Genomic DNA, 18265 nt, shown 5'->3' on the forward strand with positions numbered 1-18265 from the left:
AGAAGGTTAATAGTTTGTTAACTATGCACTCCACAAAAAAATTAACAACCGGTTTTTGGCTTTTCCAACAAAACGTGACTGCTCGGGACATCTTTCGACAGGTTTGTGAGAACGCCCGGCGCATGGTTTCATGATCGCGATCGCCCCCTTTGCGGCGGGACAAAAGGAACAGGATTCATGGCCGCATCCGTCACGATTTATGGAATTCCCAACTGCGACACGATGCGCAAGGCGCGCGCATGGCTCACCGACCATGCCGTCGCGTTCACTTTCCACGACTATCGCAGGGACGGTGTGGATCGCTCACGTCTTGAAGGCTGGGTGGCCCGGCTGGGATGGGAAAAACTGCTGAACCGTTCGGGAACGACGTTTCGCAAGCTGGCGCCGGCGCTTCGGGAGGGCCTTGATGCGGAGCGGGCCATTGAGCTCATGCTCGAACAGCCGGCCATGATCCGCCGTCCGGTTCTGGAAGGCCCGGGCCTTCTTCTGGTGGGCTTCCGCCCGGACGAGTACGTGGCGGCCCTGTCAGACTTCAGCGCTCAAGACCCAGCGCCCTGATCTTGCGGTGCAGCGTGGAGCGGCTCACCCCCAGAAGGCGGGCGGCGGCACTGACATTTCCGTGGACCGTCGCCAGCGCGGAGTGAATGACCTGCGCTTCAGCCCTGCGGAAACTCGCCTCTTCCTGCGCATCGAGCAGGGGTAGCAGGGCCGGAAGGCTGGACAGTTCGCCCTCGGGCCAGTTCATGTGCCGTCGGCTGGCATGGGTCGCCCCCCGGACATGACCATCCCGGTCGAGAGCGACCAGCATCGACGATGATGACGTGGACGGCCCGAGCGTCACGATCATGTCCTGCCCGAAGCGGTCATGAAACAGTTTCTCCTCCACGCGCCGGGCCGTCGTCAGGAGCGCGTCCATCAGCAGCGGTGCGGCAGGAACGACGTTCTCGGCCGTAAATGAACTGATATCCATCGCGCCTGCGAGTTCTCCGATGGAATTATAGACCGGCACGGCCATGCCCGTGAGCTTGCGGAAACAAAGCCGCCAGTGCTGGTCATGCACGACCATGACGGGCCGTTCTTCACGCAGGCAGGTGCCGATGGCATTGGTCCCCGCATTCTGCTCGTCCCACACCGCTCCGGCCTGGAAGCGCCAGCGCCGGCAGCCACTGAGCTGGCTGCGCTGGGTGTGTCGGGAGAGAACGATGCCCGTGGGGTCGGCCAGCATAACCGTGAAGTCCAGCGGATCCACCAGCCGGTGCAGATGCTGCATTTCGGGTAGCGCACTCTGGATCAGGCGCTGCGTGCGGCCGCTGACGAAGCGCAGCTCCGGCTGGCTGAGGACCTGTGTTTCCCAGCGCTCGGACGGATCCAGATTGTAGTTCGTGGAGCACCTTGCCCATGAATCGGACAGGCAGGTGCGGGACATGGTTGTGCTCATCGCGCCCCCCGGGCGGCGACATAAGACACCGGGTGTCGAAAACCTGTCGCAGTTCTGCGACAGGTGCGACGCGGACGGTCACAATCGGGTGAGGGTTCAACGATGTGGGATAGCCCCCGGCGAACTGAATCAGGAATGACGGGTCCCGGAAAAGGTAAAACGTTGTGTGTCAGGTGGGTTTTTTCGCAAACCATCGGTAACGCAGCGCTCCTTGTCTTTTCCGGTTCAGTGCTGTGGATCGGAAGGGAAGCAGGCATGAAGCCGGAGCTTTTGCAAGCGCCGGTCACTGTCCTTCCTGACGTACGAACAGGGCTGACCCGTCCGCCACAGCCATGACGGAGCGCAAACGGTATCGCGTTCCGCCGATGATCAGGAAAGACAAATCATTTCAGAGAGAATGGTTTTCGTTTTTCGCAAGAACGAGGTGTCATGTCTGCTTCACTCCAGAGGGTAATGTCTCCATTAACCTCTATCCTGCTCGCGCTTGTCGGGCTTTTCCTGCTGGGAGGGGGAGGATATCTCCTCATTCTCGGCGGTTCGTGGTTCTATGCCCTTGCGGGCCTCGTGATGCTCGCGGCTGCTGGTGTCAGCTTCCGTAACCCGCTGCTGGGCGCGCGTCTGTACGCAGCGCTTCTGCTGGTGGCGACCGTCTGGTCCGTTCTTGAGGTCGGCTTCGACATCTGGGGCCTGGAAGTCCGTCTGTTCACGCTCGTCGGCATCGCAGCCTGGATGCTGCTGCCATGGGTGTGGCGCACCGGTCATAACTGGGTGTCGGACAAGCGCGAACTGCTCGGCTCTGCCGCCATCGCAATGGTTGCGATCATTGCGAGCTGCTTCACGTCCTATTCCATCAACGGCACGCTTCCCGCGGACCGCATGGCGGCGACAGGTCAGTCCGACCTGACGGCCAAGGACACTCCGGAAGCCGACTGGCCGGCCTATGGCCGTACGGTGGGCGGTGACCGCTACAGCCCGCTGGCACAGATCACGCCGGCGAATGTCAGCAGCCTCAAGCGCGCCTGGGTAACCCGCACGGGTGACGTCCAGAAGGCCGACGAAGGTGTGGTTGCCGGACCAGATCAGGGCCACGAGTTCAACCTCGAAGTCACCCCGATCAAGGTCGATGACACGCTCTATCTCTGCACGCCGCATAACTGGGTCATGGCGCTCGATGCCCGGACCGGCAAGGTGAAGTGGAAGTTCGATCCCAAGCCGGCCGCTGCCGATCTGGCCGCGAACGTCTATCTGGCCTGCCGTGGCGTCTCCTACTACAAGGCCGCTGACGACTATCAGGCTCCGGACGGGTCCAAGGCCTGCCAGAAGCGCATCTTCTCCCCCGTTGGCGACGTGCGCCTGCTGGCTGTCGATGCCGAAACCGGCAAGCCCTGCGAAGACTTCGGCGAGCACGGCTTCATCTCCCTGCGCCAGTATCTCGGTCATGTTCCGCATGGTTTCCACTTCGTGACGTCGCCGCCGCTGGTGGTGAAGGATCGTGTGGTTCTGGGCGGCTGGATCTTCGACAACCAGGCGAATTTCGAGCCCTCCGGTGCAATCCGTGCGTTCAACCCGATCACGGGCGAAATCGAATGGGCCTGGGATGCCGGTCACAACCCGGAAAACTGGAAGCCCGGCCCGAACGACGAGCTGACGCGTGACACGCCGAACGCCTGGGGCGTTTACACGGCTGATCCGGATCTGGGTCTGCTCTACATCCCGACCGGCAACTCTCCGCCGGACAACTGGGGTGGCTCGCGCCGTCCGTTCGACGACGCAACCTCCAGTGCCACGATCGCTCTCGACATCGAGACGGGTGAACGCCGCTGGACCTTCCAGACCGTGCATCACGATCTGTGGGACATGGATCTGGCCATCGGACCGTCCATGGTCGATCTGCCGGGCCCGAATGGCGAGAACATTCCGGCTCTGATCCAGAGCACGAAGCGCGGTGAGTTCTTCGTTCTGGACCGTCGCACCGGCAAGCCGGTTCCGGGTTACCCGGTTGAGGAACGTCCGGTTCCGACCGCAGGTGTTGCAGCGGATGACCATGTCTCCCCGACGCAGCCTTTCGCTGTCGGTCTGCCGTCCCTGACGCCGCCGGACCTCAAGGAAAGCGACATGTGGGGCGCGACGCTGCTGGATCAGATGATCTGCCGCATCCAGTTCCGCCAGTCCGCTTACGAAGGTCAGTTCACCCCGCCGCATGTTGGCAAGACGACGATCGTCTATCCGGCATTCTATGGTGTGGTTGACTGGCAGGGCGCTTCCATCGATCCGCAGCGCAAACTGCTGATCGCCAATGCGAGCTATCTGCCGTTCCGGATCCGTCTGGAGCACCGTCAGAAGGGCGAAAACGCCGGCATCCTGCCGAAGTGGAACGGCCAGGGCGACAAGCCGGAAGCCAAGGGCGACGCTCTGAGCGTGTCCCCGGATTACGGTACGCCGTATATCGCCTACACCAGCCCGTGGCTGAACCCGCTCGAGATCCCCTGCAAGGGACCGGTCTGGGGCAAGATCACGGCCATCGATCTGGTGACCAAGAAGATCGTCTGGCAGCACCCCGTCGGCACCACGCGCGACACGGGTCCTTTCCGGACGCACAACAACCTTCCGCTTCCGACCGGCATGTACAACATCGGCGGCAGTGTCGTGACCAAGGGCGGCGTCGCCTTCATGGGGGCTACGGCCGACGACTATCTGCGTGGCTTTGACATGTCGAATGGCAAGGTCATCTGGCGTGACCGTCTGCCCGCAGGCGGACAGGCTACTCCAATGTCCTATCAAATTGACGGGAAGCAGTATGTTGTGATCGCCGCAGGCGGTCATGGGGGCCTTGGCACCCGCAGCGGTGATTATATCATCGCTTATACCCTGAACGGGGAACAGGGCGCAGCCGCGCACTGATCGCCGGGTCATGGATGGAGCGTGCCCCCTGAGGGCACGCTCCACATCCTCATTAATTTCTATGGAAATTCACGTCATGCGTCGCAAATTCACGCTCGGAGTGCGCCTCGGTGCCCTGGCAGCCTGCATGCCTGCTGTTGCCCTCGTTCCGGGCGTTGCCGCGCATGCCGCCGATATCCCCCTGGCCATTATCGGACCGCACGAATACGACCTTCCGGTGGACTTCAAGCCGTTCAACGTGGTCGTGCAGTACGGTGACGGAAACGCCGCCGGTTCGGTCTATGACAGTGGCGGACAGCGCCGGGCGCGGGGCGGTAGTCATACCTGGAGCGGCATGACGAAATACGTGCATTTCCGCAGTTTCGACGCGATCCCACATGTCAGCTTCGCCTTCGAGCTGATCCAGTCCGAGGCCTATACGCTGGCCAACGGGCAGAACTGGGGCGGTCTGGGCACGACGATCGTCGGACCGGCAGCCTGGTTCAAGCCCAACAAGCATAGCACGCTCGGCATCCAGACCTTTATGGAAACCCCGTCAGGCACACGGGATTCCATGGCGATGCATTACTGGGCCAACCTGTCGAGCATCATTTTCGATTACGAATGGAAGCATTTCAGCTTCGACGGCGATCTGGGCAGCGTCGTAAGCTCCACCAAACACCGCAACGGCGAGCACAGCTATTCAGCCGGCAATGTGTTCTACACAAACCTGCGTTTCAGCTGGAAAGCCTCGTCACGCTTTGAGCCGTTCTTCTCGCTCGACTGGCAGAACAGCGGCGGCATGCATGACAACACGTCCAATCTCTGGGTCGCCAATTCGAGCAGCCGCGAGACCGCGCTGGGTGTGGGTGCGATGATTTACGTCACCAAACGCCTGTCGATCACGCCGCGTTATTCCCATTCCGTGGAAGGGCGCAACGTGGCGGAGACGAACGCCTATTATATGAAGATCGCCTATCTGTTCTGAGGGCGTTTCCGCGGCCTGTTTCAGGCCGCTGCCTTCGGGCGAAAACGCGCCGTGGTGATGTCGCAGTCATACTGTGCCGCTGTCTCGCAGGGATTGCTGGCGAGTTCATTGACAGCGTTCAGGATGCGCTCGACCTTGCCGTCATCCATCAGCACGCTGAAGTTCAGGCGCGTCCAACCGGGTTTCTCAATTTCCTGACCCGAGAGAATAGCGCTGCGGATCAGGCCGGATTCATCCTCGCCAATTCCCAGAAGCCGATGTGCATACGGCCCCGCGCAGGCACAGCCGCCGCGGACCTGAATGCCGTAACGGTCCGACAGCATGCGCGTGAAAAGCTGCTGGTGAATGAAACCACCATTCTTCACATCGCGGATGCGGAACGAGAAGATTGGAAGGGCGTCGGCCGTCGGATGGCCGAGGATCTCGATGGCCGGATTGGTGCCCCAGGCCTTCACGGCACGCGCGCGCAGTTCGGCATTGCGCTGGGCCATATAGGCCTCACCGATGACGTCCTTGACGATGAAGGCCAGCGCCGCGCGGATATCCCCGATCACGTTCGGCGTGCCGCTCTCTTCGCGTGCGGCGAGGTTCGCGGTGTAATCGTGGTTCCAGGGCGAAACAAAGCGCACTGTGCCGCCGCCTGGAAGGACAGGCGTCGTGCGGGGCATGGCGGCATTGCGTACGATCAGCACGCCGGACGCTGCCGGACCGCCGATGAACTTGTGGCAGGACACGACGACCGCATCCTTTTCAAACGGCGTGCCGGGCTGCATGTCGATCGGACAGTACGGGCCGGCCCCGGCATAATCCCAGATGGACAGCGCTCCGTAACGCTTGAGCAGGGCCGTGACCGCATTCACATCCGTCAGGATGCCCGTCACGTTGGACGCAGCCGAGAAGGAACCGATCTTCAGCCGATCCGCCGGGCAGGCCTTCAGCGCCTGTTCCAGAATGCCTAGATCCGGCCCACCTTCGGCCGCCTCGGGGATCTCGACGATCTCCGCACCGCTCTCACGCCAGGGCAGGATGTTGGAGTGATGCTCGTAAGGGCCGATGAAAACAGTCGGGCGCTTTCCGGCTTCGCACAGGGCCGGGATTTCCAGCAGATGGACAAGGCGGTTCAGTCCGGCCGTGGCGCCATTGCCCATGAAGATGGTCGTAAAATCGGGAGAGGGGGCATGGCAGAACTGGGCGATCATGGCGCGGGCGCTGTTGCGCAGGCGCGTCATGTAGGCGCCGCAGAAAGACGCTTCGGTATGGCTGTTGGCGTAGAATGGCAGGATCTCGTCCATGATGAACGTCTCGATCTGCTTCAGCGCACGGCCTGAGGCGACGTAATCGGCATAGAGCAGGGACTGCGTGCCGAACGGCGTCGAGAACTTCGCGCCATCCCCGATCACACCCTTGGCAAGCGCGGCCAGCCCGTTATTGCGCAGCGTCTGCTCAAACTGTTCGAGAATGGCGGTGCTGTTGTCGAGATTGCCGATCGTTTCCATGGCGCGATGTTTCCCCGTCCGTGATGGCCCTGCGTGATGACCCTCGTGATGAAAAGACGATAGACCGACGGAAAGAGTGAAAACCGCTCCTTTTTTGAGGATGAAAAATCCTTTTTGTGGTCATATAAAGAGATATGGCCAGAAAACTCGATCAAACGGACAGGGCGATCCTGAGAATCCTGCAAAAGCAGGGCACACCCTCCCAGCGTGAACTCGCCGAGAAGGTCGGTCTGTCGCAGAATGCCTGCTGGCGGCGGCTGAATGCCCTGCGCGAGGACGGTGTAATCGCCCATGACACGGTGCGGCTCAACGCCTCCGCTCTGGGCCTGACCCTGACGGTCTTTGTGCTGATGCGCACACGCCATCATTCGCGCGAATGGTTCGAGACATTCCGCAAGGTGGTCGGTTCGATACCGAACATAGTTGATTTTTATCGGATCGCGGGTGAATACGATTATCTTCTGAAGGTGGTGGCCTGCGACATGAACGATTTCGATCGTGTCTATCAGCAGATCATCAGCAAGGTGGAGCTTGATGCCATCACCTCGTACATGACCATGGAAACCCTGGCGGACAACAGGGACCTTCCGGTCTGAAGCGTCCTTCTTCCAAAACGCCTCTCCCGTCCACAGCAGGAAATTTCTTGTCCATGAGCCAGCCCGACCAGCTTGCCCACAGTCTGCGTACGCGCCATGTCGTCATGATCGCCCTGGGAGGGGTGATCGGGGCGGGATATTTCATCGGGGCGTCCGCGGCACTCTCGCTGGGTGGCCCTGCGGTGCTGCTGTCCTATGCGCTCGCCGGAACGCTGGTGTTCCTGGTCAATCTGATGATGCGCGATCTGGCACTGAAGGTGCCGGGCCGCGCGTCCTTCCTGCGGCAGATCCAGTATGCGCTCGGCAACCGCGCGGCCTTCGTCGCCGGCTGGGCGTACTGGTTGACCTGGATCATCGCGATTGCCGTGGAAGTCATTGCGGTGGCGACGATGCTCGCCCCCTATATCCCGCTGCCCTATGCCGTGCTCGAAATCCTCATCATGGCGCTGATGACCGGCGTAAACCTCATGTCCGTCAAAGGCTATGGCGAGTTCGAATACTGGTTTTCGGCCATCAAGGTTCTGGCAATCGTCTGCTTCATCGGGATCGGCGTCTGGGCGCTGCTGAGCCGTCCCATTCCCGTGCATGACAACCTGTTCGCACATGGTGGCCTTCTGCCGCATGGCTGGCTGGCGCTTCTGGCCGTGATCCCGACCATCCTGTTCTCCATGGGGGGCAGCGAAATTTCCACCGTCGCGGCCGTTGAATCCGACAACACCGAGCAGAACATCGTCCGCGCCACGCGCTCCATCGCGCTGCGGATCGGCGGGTTCTATCTCGTCTCCATCGCGCTCGTGCTGTGTCTGGTGCCGTGGAGCGATGTCGTGTCCGGCTATTCGCCGTTCCTGCTCGTGCTGCACCGGCTGCATGTCCCGTTCGCGGATGTGGCGCTGGCGGTCGTGGTCATGACGGCGGCGCTCTCCAGCCTCAATTCCGGGATCTATGTGACGTCCCGCATCCTGTACGAACTCGCGGAATCCGGCTCCGCGCCGGGATTGTTTCTGACGGTGGATGCATCCACGAAACTCCCCCGCCGCGCCATTCTGGTCAGTGCGTTTGCGTCCATTCTGGTCGCCGCCGTGGCCGTGCTCTCGCCGACGCTGATTTTCGGCCTGCTGGTCAGTCTCACGGGCGGGTTCATGGTGTTCAACAACACCATGATCGTGGCGGGGCGCCTGAAACTCGTGCCGGAATCGCCCTGGAAGGCTTATGCGGCTCTGGTCCTGATCGGATGCACGCTGGTCGCCATGCTGATCCAGCCCGAAACGCGCTCGCAGATCGTGCTGGGTGCGGCGGCACTTCTGCTGATCTTCCTGGCGGAACGGTTCGTGCCGCGCCGTCAGCCAGACTGACCCCTCAGAAAAGCGCGCCCTGCGCCGGGCTGCTGGGCACGGTCCGTCCAAAATCCCGCTCGATCCAGCTTCGCAGCACAAGCAGGATCTGCGCCTGCTGCTCCGCCGTCAGCGCCTTTCCCGGCGCCATGCCATGCCATTTGGACAGGCAACTCCGGCAGCACGCACCGGTGGCATGCTGCGCGATAAAGACCGGATGACCGCGCATGGGCGTCTGCTTGCCATCGCGGGGCGGATGGGCCGGAGCCAGACGTTCGGCAATAAAGGCCGCTCCATGCTCCATGACGGCATCAAGGCCCCGGCTTTCGAGATAGAGTCGGGCCTGATCGTCCAGATGAAAGCGGGTGCGGAACCGGGACCGGGCAAGACGTTCGAACAGCTCTTCGGGATCAAATCGGCTCACCAGCCCACAACCTTCTGAAAAACAGGCAAAAAATCGCGTGAGAGGGCCTCAGCCCCCTGTAAGAACATTTGTTCTTTCTCCATATGGTAACGAATGGACGCTTTTCCGAGACGCTCCCGCTCATCTTCCGCGGCGGGAGATACAACAACACTGACAGTCCTCTCTCCGCTTCAGGTGCAGGACCTGTTCTCTGCCCGGCTGGATGAGATCTGCGCCGCTTTCGATGAATGGGGCTTTCCGCTGGTCGTGGCGGGACAACTCGGCGACGCCGCGCCCAATGCCTATCCCAAATATTACCAGCTCCCCCTGACCGATCCGCAGTTCGGAACCACCCTGGCCCTTGAGGTGCAGAAATCCATTCTTGCGCGGGCGGAAGTCGGCCCCGGCGATCATGTCCATGTCACCGGCATGCTGCGTGCCCGGCAGTATCGCGGGCAGGTCGTGCTGCGTTTTGAGGTCGTGGCTGTGGAACTTCACGATCCCGGCCGCCAGAAAGTCGAGCGCGTCGAGCGTTCCGTTCTGGACGTCCTGCGCGGACTGCCCTGCGCGTTTCATCCCTATCCCACGCGGCCTGATGCGCGGCTCCTGCTGATCCACTCGGCTGCGTCCAGCGCATTGGTAGCCGAGGATTTTCTTCAGGCCCTCGGCGGCGCCTGGCGTCCGGAACGTGTGCGAAGCCTGCCTACGGCCATGAACGATCCCGGCCGTCTGGCGGAGGCAATCCGCACCTGCCGGGAAGACATCATCGTCCTGATCCGCGGGGGCGGGGACGTGTCCGATTTCGTGGTCTTCGAAAACCCGCTGGTGCTGGAAGCGCTGGCCGTCTGTCCCGCGCATCGCGTGCTCGGTCTGGGCCATACGGCAAACCGGACCCTGGCCGAGCGCGTCGTGGACCATGCCGCAACAACGCCCGCCGATGCGGGACATTACATCCGGCGCATGAGCGGCCGGGTCTGGCAGGAACAGGAAGAAGCCCGCGCGCAGCAGGAAGAAATGGCTGCGCTGCGCGACAGCGTGACGCAGACTGTCGTGCCCGAGCGGACCCCGATCGGAACACGTCTGCGCAACGGGCTGATCCTGCTCGCGATTGGCGTGGCGCTGGGGCTGCTTCTGACCCGGCTGCTTTAAGGAACAGACGTTTCCCGAAGTGTTCCGGGCATCCGCAGGACAGCGAGGGGCCATGGCGCCAGGAAACAGGCACAGACCGAGGCGCCCATACCTACGGTCCTGATCCAGTGCCAGCCGTCCGGAAAGGACCGCTGCCCACGCCGTCGGAGATCAGCGGACGTCGACGCGGACGGACGGTTTTGTGGCCGACGGATCGGTGATGGCGTGCATTTCGATCTGGATGGGCTGCGCGCCAGCCTTCTCAAGATGGGACGCCACAACCGCCGCCAGATGATTGGTCACGTCCGTCAGGGCCTGAGCCTGGGCATCGGGGGTGGGCTGCGGCGGGGCAAAGGCCTGCACGATGAAAAGCACGTTCGCCTTGCGCGACAGGGCGGCCTTCGCGGCGCGCTCCACGACAGGGCCGTATTCGGATTCCGCCGTTCCCCCTGCGATCGCGAGGAACGGCGCATGCGGCGGCGGCGCAGGCGGCGCGGGAGGAATATAGGGGTGAGGCGGCTTGCCCGCATTCGGGTTGAACGTGCGCTGGTCCAGCAGCTTGCACCCCGAGAGCAGGGGCGCAGCCAGCAGCAGCCCTCCCATCAGGAGGGCGGACCGGGGCACAGGACCCCGCGGCGAACGGAAATGTCGGACAAAAGGTGCCATATCGCGCGGAACCGTCGCAGGAACGGAGGCTTTGAGCAAGATTATAGAGTCAACTTCATGAAAAACTGTTGATGCCCCCTGTTGCTCCGCTGTGGCGGTGCTATGGAAGATGCCCGAGTTTTCAAGGAACGGAGTAGGGCAGGTCATGGCTGTAAAAATCGCGATCAACGGTTTCGGACGGATCGGACGGCTGGTGCTGCGTGGCATCATCGAAAGCGGACGTACGGATGTCGAAGTTGTCGCCATCAACGATCTGGGTTCGGTCGAGGCCAACGCGCACCTGCTGGCCTATGACAGCACGCATGGCCGCCTTCCGGGAACTGTCCGCGCTGAAGGCAACAGCCTGATCATCGAAGCCAATGGCCGTACCTATGGTCCGATCAAGGTGTCCGCCGAGCGCAACCCGGCACAGGTCCCCTTCCAGGGCGTCGATGTGGCGATGGAATGCACGGGCCTGTTCACCTCCCGCGAGAAGGCGTCTGCCCTGCTGGAAGCCGGTGCCAAGCGCGTCGTGATTTCCGCTCCGGCCACGGACGTCGATGCGACGATCGTTTACGGCGTGAACAACGACGTCCTGACGCCGGACATGAAGATCATCTCCAACGCGTCCTGCACCACGAACTGCCTTGCCCCCGTGGCATCCGTTCTGGACAAGGCCTTCGGAATCGAATGTGGCTACATGGTCACGATCCATTCCTACACGGGCGACCAGCGTACGGTGGACACCCTGCACAAGGATCCGCGCCGCGCCCGCGCCGCCGCCCTGAACATGATCCCGACCTCCACGGGTGCCGCCAAGGCCGTCGGTCTGGTCCTGCCGCATCTGAAGGGCAAGCTGGACGGAACCTCCATCCGCGTCCCGACGCCGAATGTCTCGGTCGTCTCGCTGGATTTCGTCCCGACGCGCACGCCGGCCTCCGCCGAAGCCGTCAACGAAGCCATCCGTGCCGCCTCGCTCGAAGGCCCCCTGAAGGGTATCCTCGAATACAACACGGCGCCGCTCGTCAGCTCCGACTTCAACCATGACAAGGCGTCCTCGATCTTCGATGCGACGCAGACGGTCCTCGTCGATGGCGGCAAGATGGTGCGCGTCTGCTCGTGGTACGACAACGAGTGGGGCTTCTCCAACCGCATGGCCGACACGGCCGCCCTGTTCGGGAGCCTCTGAGTGATGGCCTTCCGCACCCTTGATGGTGTGGACGCACGCGGCAAGCGCGTGCTGGTCCGCGCCGACCTCAACGTTCCGATGCATGACGGCGTCATCACCGATGACACCCGTCTGCAGCGGGTTGCCCCCACCATCCGCGAGCTGGTCGACAAGGGCGCGCGCGTCGTGGTGTTCAGCCATTTCGACCGCCCGAAGGGGCAGGTTGTCCCGGCCATGTCCCTGCGTCCGATCGCGCTGAAGCTCGGTCAGATCCTGGGCCAGCCGGTTGGCTTCGTGGCTGAATGCGTCGGCCCGACCGTGGAAGCCGCTGTGGGTGCCATGGCCGACGGCGATATCATCGTCCTCGAAAATACGCGCTTCCATGCGGGTGAAGAGGCCAATGATCCCGAGTTCGCCAAGGCTCTGGCGCAGAATGGCGACATCTTCGTCAACGACGCGTTCTCGGCCGCGCACCGCGCCCATGCCTCGACCGAAGGCGTGGCCCGCGATCTGCCGTCTTTTGCCGGACGTCTGATGCAGGCCGAGCTGAGCGCCCTGTCCGCCGCTCTGGAAAACCCGGAGCGCCCCGTCGGTGCGATCATCGGCGGCTCCAAGATCTCGACGAAGCTCGACCTGATCGGGAATGTCATCGAGAAGGTGGACACGCTCTTCATCACGGGCGCGATGGCCAACACGTTCCTTGCGGCTGAAGGCATGAATGTGGGCAAGTCCCTGCAGGAAGCCGAGATGCATGAGACGGCGCGCAAGATCGCCCATCTCGCACAGGAAAAAGGCTGCGAGATCGTCCTGCCGGTCGATGCCGTCGTGGCGCGTGAGTTCAAGGCCAATGTCCCGACCGAGACCTGCCTGATCGGCGAAGTCCCGGACGATGCCATGATCCTTGATGCCGGTCCGCGTACGGTCGAGCTGATCCGGGACCGTCTGGACACGCTCAAGACGCTGGTCTGGAACGGCCCGCTCGGTGCGTTCGAGATCGCACCGTTCGACAAGGCAACGGTCGAGGTCGCGCAGTATGCCGCGCAGCTTACGGAAGAAGGCAAGCTCAAGACGATCGCCGGCGGTGGTGACACGGTCTCGGCTCTGCGTCATGCAGGCGTCGCGAACGAGATGACCTATGTCTCCACGGCAGGCGGGGCCTTCCTCGAATGGCTGGAAGGCAAGATCCTTCCTGGCATCGAGGTCCTTCGCTCCGCGGGCCACGATCTGGGGCTCGAATAAGACAAAAGCCGGGGAAGGTGACTTCCCCGGCTTTTTTTATGCGCTGTAAGAGAGGGCGTTGGATGTTGCGGAAATTTGTGTCGGGCTGGTTTCTGCTCTGTGGTCTCGCCGCCTGTCAGGCCTATGACCGCGCCCCGACACCACCCGCTGCGCCTTCGACTGGAGAACCTGTCCTGAGCGGTCGTCCGGAGGGAATGCTGCTGTCTCCTCCAAAATGGGAATCGCAATCCAGTTATTCCGACCGGTTCAACGCTGACGGAAGCCAGAACCACGGCTTCTGACCCCGGCGTTCCGACCTGCATCGGAGTCCGACTGGTGTTCCAATACTAAAAAACCCCGCTGGAGCATGGCTCCGGCGGGGTTTTTCGTGAAAGACGTTTCCTCAGGCCTGAAGCCCGTTTTCGCGGCGGCGATGCTCGACTTCAGCGGCCATGGCCTTCTGAAGCTTCTCCATCGCACGGGCCTCGATCTGGCGGATACGCTCCCGCGAGACGTTGTAATGATGGGACAGCTCTTCCAGCGTGGAAGGCTCTTCCTTCAGGCGACGCTCGCTCAGGATGTGACGCTCACGCTCGTTCAGCGTCATCAGGGCCTGATCCAGCAGCGCCTTGCGGCCCGTGAACTCTTCGGATGCGGCGTAGGTCTGTTCCTGATTCTCGTGATCGTCCACGAGCCAGTCCTGCCATTCGCCTTCACCATCAATGCGCAGCGGCGCGTTGAGGCTGTGGTCCGGGGCTGCCAGACGCTGGTTCATCGAAACCACGTCCTGCTCCGGCACGCCGAGGGTGGTGGCAATGGAATTGACCTGTTCCGGCTTTAGATCGCCATCATCAATGGCCTGCATCTGCCCCTTGAGGCGACGCAGGTTGAAGAACAGCTTCTTCTGCGCGGCGGTCGTGCCCATCTTCACCAGCGACCAGCTGTGCAGGATGTATTCCTGCATGGCGGCACGGATCCACCACATGGCGTAGGTGGCAAGACGGAAGCCACGCTCCGGATCGAACCGGCGCACGGCCTGCATCATGCCGATATTGCCCTCGCTGATGAGTTCGTTCACCGGCAGGCCATAGCCACGGTAGCCCATGGCGATCTTGGCCACGAGACGCAGATGGGAGGTGACGAGGCGGTGTGCCGCGCTCGTATCTTCGTCCTTGCGCCAGCGCCGGGAGAGATCGAGCTCTTCCTGCGGCGTCAGCAGCGGGAACTTGCGGATTTCCTGAAGGTAGCGGGTCAGGTTGTTTTCGGGACCCACTGAAATGACGGCTGGGGATGCCATGATCTTCGACTCCTTTCGCCCGGGGCTTAACCCGCATCCGGATGAGATGGAGACTCATACGGACCGGCGACGGGATAGTTCCGTCTGACCCAGGTGACGCATTGGGAAGGACTTTCACGTCCCCGACCGTCAGCCCCCGGACTGGGCGACCTCTGGTGGTACGATCCATTCCGGCGGCGCGTCAGCTCGTCGGATGAGCTGTTTATGACAGGCTCAGCCAAAAAAGTCAATGGCCTTTGAAGGTTTAGCCGATCAGTCGCTTTTTCAAGGCCTGGAAGTCTTCGGGAGGAGCGGTTTCGAAAGAAAGCTGCTTTTTCGTCCGCGGATGGATGAATCCGAGTCGGGTCGCATGGAGCGCCTGACGGGGGAAATCAAGGGCCGCTTCCTTCGCATCCTGCGACAGACCGCGCGCTGCTGCGGGAATCCGGCGCAGATAGACCGGGTCTCCGAGCAGGGGGTGGCCCGCATTCGAAAGGTGAACACGGATCTGATGGGTCCGTCCAGTGGCCAGACGACATTCGATCAGGGAGACGGCGGCCTGATAGGGTTCGATCAGTTTAAATCGTGTCAGCGCGACCTTGCCCCCACTGCCAACAACGGCCATGCGCTTACGGTCCCGCTTGTCGCGACCGATACTGCCGTCGAACTCGCCCTCGGCGGGCAGCAGCCCCCAGGCGAGCGCCAGATAGGCGCGGTCGATGTCACGGGCGGCAAAGGCTTCGGACAGCGCGTTATGGACCATCGCCGTCTTGGCTACGACCATCAACCCGGACGTATCCTTGTCCAGACGATGCACGATTCCCGGACGCTTCTCGCCGCCAATGCCCTCGAATCCTTCCCCGCAATGCCCGAGCAGCGCATTGACCAGCGTGCCGGTCTCGTTGCCCGGCGCGGGGTGGGTAACAAGTCCGGCCTGCTTGTCGAGCACGATCAGATCGTCGTCCTCGTACAGGATATTGAGCGGGATCTGCTCGGCGACCGGTCGGGCAGGGGTGGGGGCCGGGAAGGTGAGCACCATTTCCATGCCATCGCGCAGCGTTTCCGCGGGCTCGCAGACCGTCTTTCCATTGACGGAAAGATTGCCGCTTTCAATCAGGGCCTTGACCCGGGAGCGGGAAACCGTGCCGATGGCGTCCGCCAGCGCCCGGTCGGCCCTCTGGCCAGCCGTGGACGCATCGACAACAAGACGGAATGGGGAAACAGGATCAGACATGACACAGGGTGTAGCCGAGGAAATGGCGAACAGCGAGTCGCAGACACCAAAAGCGCTTCTGGCCGCCGTGATTTTGATGGGCGTGCTGATCATCGCGGCCGTCTTCGGGCTGATCGGCGTGATTGCCTATCGTTTTCTGCATCCGCGCCCGAGCGTGACGGCCACTGTGCCGCTGGCTGAGGGCGGCTTTTCGCGTCTGGCGCTTCCACTGGGTCCGGGCGAGCACATCACGGCAGTCACATCCCGTCCGGATGGTCTGATGGCCGTGACGTTGAGTGGTGCGGGAAGTGATCGTGTTCTGCTGTGGAATCCGGAAGCCGGAAAGATCGCTGCCGAGCTCGATTTCGGAACGCCTGCGCCGTCCACGCCCTGATCTGCCCCTGAAGCTCGCTGAACCGTGAGCCCTGCTGCCGCGTTAAGGCAGCAGGATTTATGAAGGATCAATGATTATGGGACGTCTGGTTGATGCGGTCATCGCCGCCGGCACGGTTTTCGGAGTTCAGTACGCTGCCCGGGAAATCAGCCCGGCTGACGACAAGGCGACCCGCCGCTGGTACGAACATCTGAACAAGCCGCATTTCAATCCGCGCGGCCCGGCCTATGCCGTGATCTGGACGATGCTTGACGGGCTGCTGGCCTGGTCGGGCTACCGGCTCCTGCGGGCCGAGAAGTCCTGCGCCCGCACGACGGCGCTGACATTATGGGCGCTGTGTGTCGCGGGCGTGGCGGGCTTTCCGTTCTTCGTGTTCCGCAAGCGCCAGCTCGGCACGGGCCTGGCAATCTGCCTCGGCCTGATCATGATGTCCGGCGCCTCGATCCGTACGGCGCACAAGGTGGACTGCAAGGCCGCCGCCATGCAGGTGCCCTTCTTCGTCTGGCTGATTTTCGCAACCTGCATCCACGAACAGATCTGGCGCCGGAACTGAAATCCGGCCTCCGCGTCGTCTTCAGGGGGCGTTGAGGACAGCCGTCAGAAGCCCGGGGAACCGTGTGTCGAGTTCCTCGCGGCGCAGGGAATTGCGATGCTGGGCGCCCTCGATGCGCGTCCGCAGGATCCCGCTGTCCCTCAGAACCTGAAAATGATGCGACATGCTGGATTTGGGCCGCGTTCCGATCAGCGTGGCGCAGTTCGCTTCCCCGACCCGCGCCAGATGCCGCACGATCTCCAGACGCGCGGGATCGGCCAGAGCGCGCAGCACCACAGTCAGTTCAAACGTCGCGGGATCAGGATGGTCGTAGGCAGCCATGGGGGTCTTATCCCTTTCCTGAGATTTTATCGCAACACCTGCTTTGTTCGACTCGCATCAAACAAAAAGCTTGCCTTGTTCGAGTTGTGTCGAACAATATGAGGGCCTGTCCAGAGGAGACAACTGATGCCAACCCTGTTCGATCCCATTGATTTCGGTCCCATTCACGCGAAAAACCGGATCGTGATGTCCCCGCTGACGCGCGGACGTGCTGACAAGGAGGCCGTTCCGACCCCCATCATGGCGGAATACTACGCCCAGCGCGCCAGTGCCGGGCTGATCATCACGGAAGCCACGGGTATCTCCCGCGAAGGTCTGGGCTGGCCGTTCGCACCGGGAATCTGGTCCGATGCGCAGGTCGAAGCCTGGAAGCCGATCGTGGCCGGTGTGCATGCAAAGGGCGGAAAGATCGTCTGCCAGCTCTGGCACATGGGCCGCATGGTCCACTCGTCCGTGACCGGAACGCAGCCCGTCTCGTCCTCCGCCACCACGGCCCCCGGCGAGGTCCATACCTATGAAGGCAAGAAGCCGTTCGAGCAGGCCCGCGCAATCGATGCCGCGGATATCAGCCGTATTCTGAACGACTATGAGAACGCCGCCCGCAATGCGATCCGCGCCGGCTTCGACGGGGTGCAGATCCACGCCGCCAATGGCTACCTCATCGACGAGTTCCTGCGAAACGGTACGAATCACCGCACAGATGAATACGGCGGCGTCCCCGAAAACCGCATCCGTTTCCTGAAGGAAGTCACCGAGCGCGTGATCGCTGCCATCGGTGCCGACCGCACAGGCGTGCGCCTGTCCCCCAACGGCGATACGCAGGGCTGCATCGACAGCGCACCTGAGACGGTCTTTGTCCCGGCGGCAAAGCTGCTTCAGGATCTGGGCGTGGCCTGGCTCGAACTGCGCGAACCCGGCCCGAACGGCACCTTCGGCAAGACGGACCAGCCCAAACTGTCCCCGCAGATCCGCAAGGTGTTCCTGCGCCCGCTGGTGCTCAATCAGGACTATACGTTCGAGGCAGCACAGACCGCGCTGGCAGAAGGGAAGGCTGATGCGATCGCCTTCGGTCGCAAGTTCATCTCGAACCCCGACCTGCCGGAGCGCTTCGCCCGCGGCATCGCCCTGCAGCCGGATGATATGAAAACCTGGTACAGTCAGGGCCCCGAAGGATACACGGACTACCCGTCCGCCACCTCCGGCCCCAACTGACCGTC

The 18265-nt window shown here is 62.3% G+C and carries 18 protein-coding genes; 11 read left to right on the top strand and 7 right to left on the bottom strand.

The features are described from left to right. Window positions 1–177 precede the first annotated feature (177 nt). The gene (locus GOX01_RS00700) at window positions 178–558 is read left to right on the top strand and encodes an ArsC family reductase (RefSeq protein ID WP_011252096.1); all 381 of its coding nucleotides are present in this window, start codon (window positions 178–180) and stop codon (window positions 556–558) included. Here the strand turns inward: GOX01_RS00700 and GOX01_RS00705 are convergent. Beyond that, entirely contained in the window at window positions 533–1426 is an 894-nt protein-coding gene (locus GOX01_RS00705; protein WP_011252095.1) for a helix-turn-helix domain-containing protein, read from the bottom strand. The genes GOX01_RS00700 and GOX01_RS00705 overlap by 26 nt on opposite strands. Before the next feature lie 441 nt (window positions 1427–1867). Between GOX01_RS00705 and GOX01_RS00710 the strand changes: the two genes are divergently transcribed. After that, window positions 1868–4339, top strand: coding sequence for a membrane-bound PQQ-dependent dehydrogenase, glucose/quinate/shikimate family (locus GOX01_RS00710; protein ID WP_062269614.1), 2472 nt, complete (start codon window positions 1868–1870; stop codon window positions 4337–4339). A 76-nt stretch (window positions 4340–4415) separates the two neighbouring features. Then, the gene (locus tag GOX01_RS00715; RefSeq protein ID WP_011252093.1) at window positions 4416–5306 is read left to right on the top strand and encodes a transporter; all 891 of its coding nucleotides are present in this window, start codon (window positions 4416–4418) and stop codon (window positions 5304–5306) included. 20 nt (window positions 5307–5326) lie between these two features. Here the strand turns inward: GOX01_RS00715 and GOX01_RS00720 are convergent, their stop codons facing one another. After that, on the bottom strand, window positions 5327–6802 hold the full coding sequence (locus GOX01_RS00720) for an aminotransferase class V-fold PLP-dependent enzyme (protein ID WP_011252092.1): 1476 nt from the start codon (window positions 6800–6802) through the stop codon (window positions 5327–5329). A gap of 134 nt (window positions 6803–6936) precedes the next feature. Between GOX01_RS00720 and GOX01_RS00725 the strand changes: the two genes are divergently transcribed. After that, a complete protein-coding gene (locus tag GOX01_RS00725; RefSeq protein WP_011252091.1) occupies window positions 6937–7398 on the top strand; it encodes an Lrp/AsnC family transcriptional regulator in 462 nt (153 codons plus the stop codon). 53 nt (window positions 7399–7451) lie between these two features. Then, window positions 7452–8750, top strand: a complete 1299-nt coding sequence (locus tag GOX01_RS00730; protein ID WP_024716563.1) for an amino acid permease — start codon at window positions 7452–7454, stop codon at window positions 8748–8750. A gap of 4 nt (window positions 8751–8754) precedes the next feature. Here GOX01_RS00730 and GOX01_RS00735 read toward each other — a convergent pair whose 3' ends face one another. After that, a complete protein-coding gene (locus GOX01_RS00735; protein WP_011252089.1) occupies window positions 8755–9153 on the bottom strand; it encodes a DUF4186 domain-containing protein in 399 nt (132 codons plus the stop codon). A gap of 93 nt (window positions 9154–9246) precedes the next feature. On the opposite strand from GOX01_RS00735, the gene GOX01_RS00740 reads away from it, so the two are divergent. Beyond that, the gene (locus GOX01_RS00740) at window positions 9247–10281 is read left to right on the top strand and encodes an exodeoxyribonuclease VII large subunit (protein WP_011252088.1); all 1035 of its coding nucleotides are present in this window, start codon (window positions 9247–9249) and stop codon (window positions 10279–10281) included. A gap of 150 nt (window positions 10282–10431) precedes the next feature. Here the strand turns inward: GOX01_RS00740 and GOX01_RS00745 are convergent, their stop codons facing one another. Further along, window positions 10432–10884, bottom strand: a complete 453-nt coding sequence (locus GOX01_RS00745) for a hypothetical protein (RefSeq protein ID WP_255314056.1) — start codon at window positions 10882–10884, stop codon at window positions 10432–10434. Between the two features lie 187 nt (window positions 10885–11071). Here GOX01_RS00745 and gap point away from each other — a divergent pair, with 187 nt between their 5' ends. Both gap and GOX01_RS00755 read left to right on the top strand, forming a co-directional pair. Beyond that, window positions 11072–12094 (top strand): type I glyceraldehyde-3-phosphate dehydrogenase, encoded by a 1023-nt coding sequence (gap, locus tag GOX01_RS00750; RefSeq protein ID WP_024716561.1) that lies wholly within the window; start codon window positions 11072–11074, stop codon window positions 12092–12094. 3 nt (window positions 12095–12097) lie between these two features. Then, a complete protein-coding gene (locus GOX01_RS00755; protein WP_011252085.1) occupies window positions 12098–13312 on the top strand; it encodes a phosphoglycerate kinase in 1215 nt (404 codons plus the stop codon). A gap of 382 nt (window positions 13313–13694) precedes the next feature. Here GOX01_RS00755 and rpoH read toward each other — a convergent pair whose 3' ends face one another. Beyond that, window positions 13695–14588, bottom strand: coding sequence for an RNA polymerase sigma factor RpoH (gene rpoH, locus GOX01_RS00765; RefSeq protein ID WP_011252084.1), 894 nt, complete (start codon window positions 14586–14588; stop codon window positions 13695–13697). 244 nt (window positions 14589–14832) lie between these two features. Next, window positions 14833–15801: an RluA family pseudouridine synthase gene (locus tag GOX01_RS00770; protein WP_011252083.1), complete on the bottom strand. Its 969-nt coding sequence runs from the start codon at window positions 15799–15801 to the stop codon at window positions 14833–14835. On the opposite strand from GOX01_RS00770, the gene GOX01_RS00775 reads away from it, so the two are divergent. Further along, on the top strand, window positions 15800–16174 hold the full coding sequence (locus tag GOX01_RS00775) for a hypothetical protein (RefSeq protein WP_024716560.1): 375 nt from the start codon (window positions 15800–15802) through the stop codon (window positions 16172–16174). The two genes, GOX01_RS00770 and GOX01_RS00775, sit on opposite strands and share 2 nt — an antisense overlap. 76 nt (window positions 16175–16250) lie before the next feature. Next, a complete protein-coding gene (locus GOX01_RS00780; protein WP_011252081.1) occupies window positions 16251–16727 on the top strand; it encodes a TspO/MBR family protein in 477 nt (158 codons plus the stop codon). Between the two features lie 21 nt (window positions 16728–16748). On the opposite strand, the gene GOX01_RS00785 is transcribed toward GOX01_RS00780, so the two are convergent. Beyond that, window positions 16749–17048, bottom strand: coding sequence for an ArsR/SmtB family transcription factor (locus tag GOX01_RS00785; protein ID WP_024716559.1), 300 nt, complete (start codon window positions 17046–17048; stop codon window positions 16749–16751). Window positions 17049–17174: 126 nt separating this feature from the next. On the opposite strand from GOX01_RS00785, the gene GOX01_RS00790 reads away from it, so the two are divergent. Beyond that, on the top strand, window positions 17175–18260 hold the full coding sequence (locus tag GOX01_RS00790; protein ID WP_011252080.1) for an alkene reductase: 1086 nt from the start codon (window positions 17175–17177) through the stop codon (window positions 18258–18260). The last annotated feature ends 5 nt before the right edge of the window (window positions 18261–18265 follow it).

It is taken from the genome of Gluconobacter oxydans (assembly GCF_006539685.1).
In the GTDB taxonomy this organism is placed as follows: Bacteria; Pseudomonadota; Alphaproteobacteria; order Acetobacterales; family Acetobacteraceae; genus Gluconobacter; species Gluconobacter oxydans.

Bases quoted from the DNA above. Each gene is read 5' to 3' on its own strand.
- GOX01_RS00700 (WP_011252096.1), top strand. From the start codon at position 178: ATGGCCGCATCCGTCACGATTTATGGAATTCCCAACTGCGACACGATG.
- GOX01_RS00705 (WP_011252095.1), bottom strand. From the start codon at position 1,426: ATGTCCCGCACCTGCCTGTCCGATTCATGGGCAAGGTGCTCCACGAAC.
- GOX01_RS00710 (WP_062269614.1), top strand. From the start codon at position 1,868: ATGTCTGCTTCACTCCAGAGGGTAATGTCTCCATTAACCTCTATCCTG.
- GOX01_RS00715 (WP_011252093.1), top strand. From the start codon at position 4,416: ATGCGTCGCAAATTCACGCTCGGAGTGCGCCTCGGTGCCCTGGCAGCC.
- GOX01_RS00720 (WP_011252092.1), bottom strand. From the start codon at position 6,802: ATGGAAACGATCGGCAATCTCGACAACAGCACCGCCATTCTCGAACAG.
- GOX01_RS00725 (WP_011252091.1), top strand. From the start codon at position 6,937: ATGGCCAGAAAACTCGATCAAACGGACAGGGCGATCCTGAGAATCCTG.
- GOX01_RS00730 (WP_024716563.1), top strand. From the start codon at position 7,452: ATGAGCCAGCCCGACCAGCTTGCCCACAGTCTGCGTACGCGCCATGTC.
- GOX01_RS00740 (WP_011252088.1), top strand. From the start codon at position 9,247: ATGGACGCTTTTCCGAGACGCTCCCGCTCATCTTCCGCGGCGGGAGAT.
- gap (WP_024716561.1), top strand. From the start codon at position 11,072: ATGGCTGTAAAAATCGCGATCAACGGTTTCGGACGGATCGGACGGCTG.
- GOX01_RS00755 (WP_011252085.1), top strand. From the start codon at position 12,098: ATGGCCTTCCGCACCCTTGATGGTGTGGACGCACGCGGCAAGCGCGTG.
- rpoH (WP_011252084.1), bottom strand. From the start codon at position 14,588: ATGGCATCCCCAGCCGTCATTTCAGTGGGTCCCGAAAACAACCTGACC.
- GOX01_RS00775 (WP_024716560.1), top strand. From the start codon at position 15,800: ATGACACAGGGTGTAGCCGAGGAAATGGCGAACAGCGAGTCGCAGACA.
- GOX01_RS00770 (WP_011252083.1), bottom strand. From the start codon at position 15,801: ATGTCTGATCCTGTTTCCCCATTCCGTCTTGTTGTCGATGCGTCCACG.
- GOX01_RS00780 (WP_011252081.1), top strand. From the start codon at position 16,251: ATGGGACGTCTGGTTGATGCGGTCATCGCCGCCGGCACGGTTTTCGGA.
- GOX01_RS00785 (WP_024716559.1), bottom strand. From the start codon at position 17,048: ATGGCTGCCTACGACCATCCTGATCCCGCGACGTTTGAACTGACTGTG.
- GOX01_RS00790 (WP_011252080.1), top strand. From the start codon at position 17,175: ATGCCAACCCTGTTCGATCCCATTGATTTCGGTCCCATTCACGCGAAA.